Raw genomic sequence first — 2,646 nt, forward strand, 5'->3', positions numbered from 1 at the left:
CAGTGTATTTGTTATCCGTCGCGGCTTTCCACTTGTCCGCATGATCGCCTACAAATTTGATCGTAAGTGTTCCGTCAATGTGGAAGCCGCTCTCGCAGCGCACGGCGCACTTGACGGCTTTCTGTTCGCCCTTGCCTGCATCGAGCAGGACGGAGATGGGCGCGAGTTCCGTCCCGGAGCTGACCTCCGTCCCGTCCGTGCTCTCCGCCGTCGGATTGTTCATATAGATATGCAGCAGTTCTGCCACTCTTACACCCTCCAAAATTCCAGTGAAATCTTATATGCCTTCGGGAAATGCGCCATATACTCGTAGGATTTCACCACAACACGCATCGAGGGCAGGACGCTCCCGCCCTCGTCCGTTACAGACACCATCGCGCGGCTGTCCCAGTAACTCTTGATTTTCTCCCAATCACGCGCCGTCACAACAACGGTGCAAGAGATACGGTCCCCCTCTGGGATATGCCCGAAATCCTGCACGACCATACCGCCGACGATCTCCAAGAGCTGCTGACGGTCGTCTGGAACGATCTGCCAGTTCTCGACACTCAGCGTTTTAACCTCACCAATGTGAATATGAATTGGAATCACCTCCAAGTGCGTTTTCAACAGCAGGTCGAATGCGGTCGGCGACATGGTCGGCGAGCATACGCATTCCCTCGTTGTCCTCCGTGACGGCGTTCTCGATTTGCACCTGTATGTGAATCTGGCGATTGTCCGTCATGGATGGCGCGGACTGAGTAGCATTGAGGGAAGAAGTGACATTTTGTCCCCCTCCCTGCACGATCTGCGCCTGTTGTCCAAGCCCTGCCATCATCTGTGCATACGAGAACTCCTGCCCGTTGACACGAATATGGGAACTGTCCTCACGCTTCTCGGGAGCAAAATTCGGCAGGAGGTTTTCCATCGCCCATTTACGCCCGGACTGGAACTGTTGGAGAAGTTCCGGTGTCAGCCCCAGATCCTCTGCGGTCAGCTTGTTCTTCTTGCGAAGGTACTGCATCAACCCGACTTGCCCGGATTTCTTGAACACCTGCAGTTCCTCTTTCTGGGAGCGAAGGACTTCCAGAGCGGCGTTGCGTTTGGCATCGAGTTTCTGCTTCTCCGCCCAGCGTGTCGCTTCGACCTCGTCCAGTCCCTTCTGTACCCACGCATCCTTCTCGCGCTCGATCTCAGCAAGGCGGTTTTCAAGCTCAGTCTTCCAGATGGAGTCAATATTGGAAGCGACATCCCGTTCCCACTGCTCCATCACTCGTGCTTTGCTCTCACTGAGCCACGCCTGCGTTTGGACTTCATCTAGTCCCTTCTGACGAAAGGCATCGGCTTCGCGGGCGATGGATTCCAGCTTGTTTTGGAGATCAGTCTTGTAGAGCGCATTCGCCTTGTCCACAACGTCCCGCTGAAAGTCGAAATAAATCTTTGCTTCCTTTGCCAAGCGGTATTCGTCGATCAGATGCGGATCTGCGCCTTTCTGAAAGAACTCAAAGGATTCACGATCCAACGCATGAAGGCTGTTTTGGATGTCCGTGTGTGTCAGTGTATATAAGCTGTCTGTCAGTTGTGCGGTCGCCTTTGCAGATTCACTGACCGTCTTTGCAGCATCTTTCTCGGCTGCCGCACGGATTTTCGCCGCCTTTGCATTCTGCTCCTGCGCCTTAGCGTTCTTCTCCGCTTCGGCACGCGCCTTCTCCTCTGCCGCCGCTTTCTCTTTGGCAATCTTCTGCTGTTCTTGGTAACGCTTGTATTCATCCCCGTAGAGCGCGTCAAGAACCGTACCACCGAGGAACGGAATTGCAATCAGCGGAGATGCCACAGGATGATTTTTCACAAGCCATGAATTAGCTTCTGCGTGTTCACTCACCTTATGAATCTGCTCGCCGACAAAGCCTGCAAGCTCCGCGACGGTCTTGAGTGCCTCGCCCCATCCGAGCACGGCATCCTTGATCTCGTCCTTGTTGTCGCGAATCACTTCAACCAGAGACTCAAAGCCGTCATTGATCTCGGGCATGAGTTCCTCGGCGACAGGAAGCAGTGCCGCACCGAGGGCAAGTTTCAGCTGCCCCGCTTCCATCTCCATCTCGCGCCATTTGAGGTACGTCTCGTGCGCCTGTGCCGGGTCGAGCAGCCCCGTGGTCTTGACACGCGCCGAAATGGTCATCAGATCGTCATACTGTTCGAGAATGGGGATGAGTGCCGCACCACGCGCACCAAGGACTTCTGCGGTATACGCCTCCTCCATGCCTGCTTCGCTTGCCGTCTTGTAACCTTTGGCAAGCTGCGCCAGCTGCTCATTGAGCGGCAGGAGATTTCCCTGCTGGTCTTTGAGTGCAATCCCGAAGCGCGAGAGTGCGCGTGTGGTATCGTTGCCGCTCTCACCCGCAGATCCCACCTGTTTGTCCAAACGAGCGATCAGTGGAATAATGCCCTTGATATCCGTATCCGCAAGCTGAAACATACGCCCCAGTTCAGCGGCTTCCCCCGCAGAGACGTGAAGTCGTTGCGTCAGCTTGTAGACGTTCTCACCCGCAAGCATCGCGTCCTTCGTGATATTGAACAGTCCCGCGCCAGTCGCCGCAACAGCCATAACGGCAGCCATCTTCGCGGAGAGTATGTTGAATCCGCTCGTTAGATTCTTGACACCCGCCT

2 protein-coding genes and 1 pseudogene are annotated in these 2,646 nt (G+C 55.2%); all 3 read right to left on the reverse strand.

Translation table 11 applies throughout. The features are described from left to right. Positions 1-247, reverse strand: a pseudogene (locus HMPREF1992_RS00895) (hypothetical protein); the annotation flags it as partial. A gap of 2 nt (positions 248-249) precedes the next feature. Next, positions 250-591, reverse strand: coding sequence for a hypothetical protein (locus HMPREF1992_RS00900; protein WP_021683915.1), 342 nt, complete (start codon positions 589-591; stop codon positions 250-252). Then, a partial coding sequence (locus tag HMPREF1992_RS00905; protein WP_021683916.1) for a hypothetical protein occupies positions 563-2,646 on the reverse strand: 2,084 nt, incomplete at its 5' end. The genes HMPREF1992_RS00900 and HMPREF1992_RS00905, both read right to left, overlap by 29 nt.

The sequence above is a fragment of the Selenomonas sp. oral taxon 892 str. F0426 genome, from assembly GCF_000468035.1.
Taxonomy (GTDB): domain Bacteria; phylum Bacillota; class Negativicutes; order Selenomonadales; family Selenomonadaceae; genus Centipeda.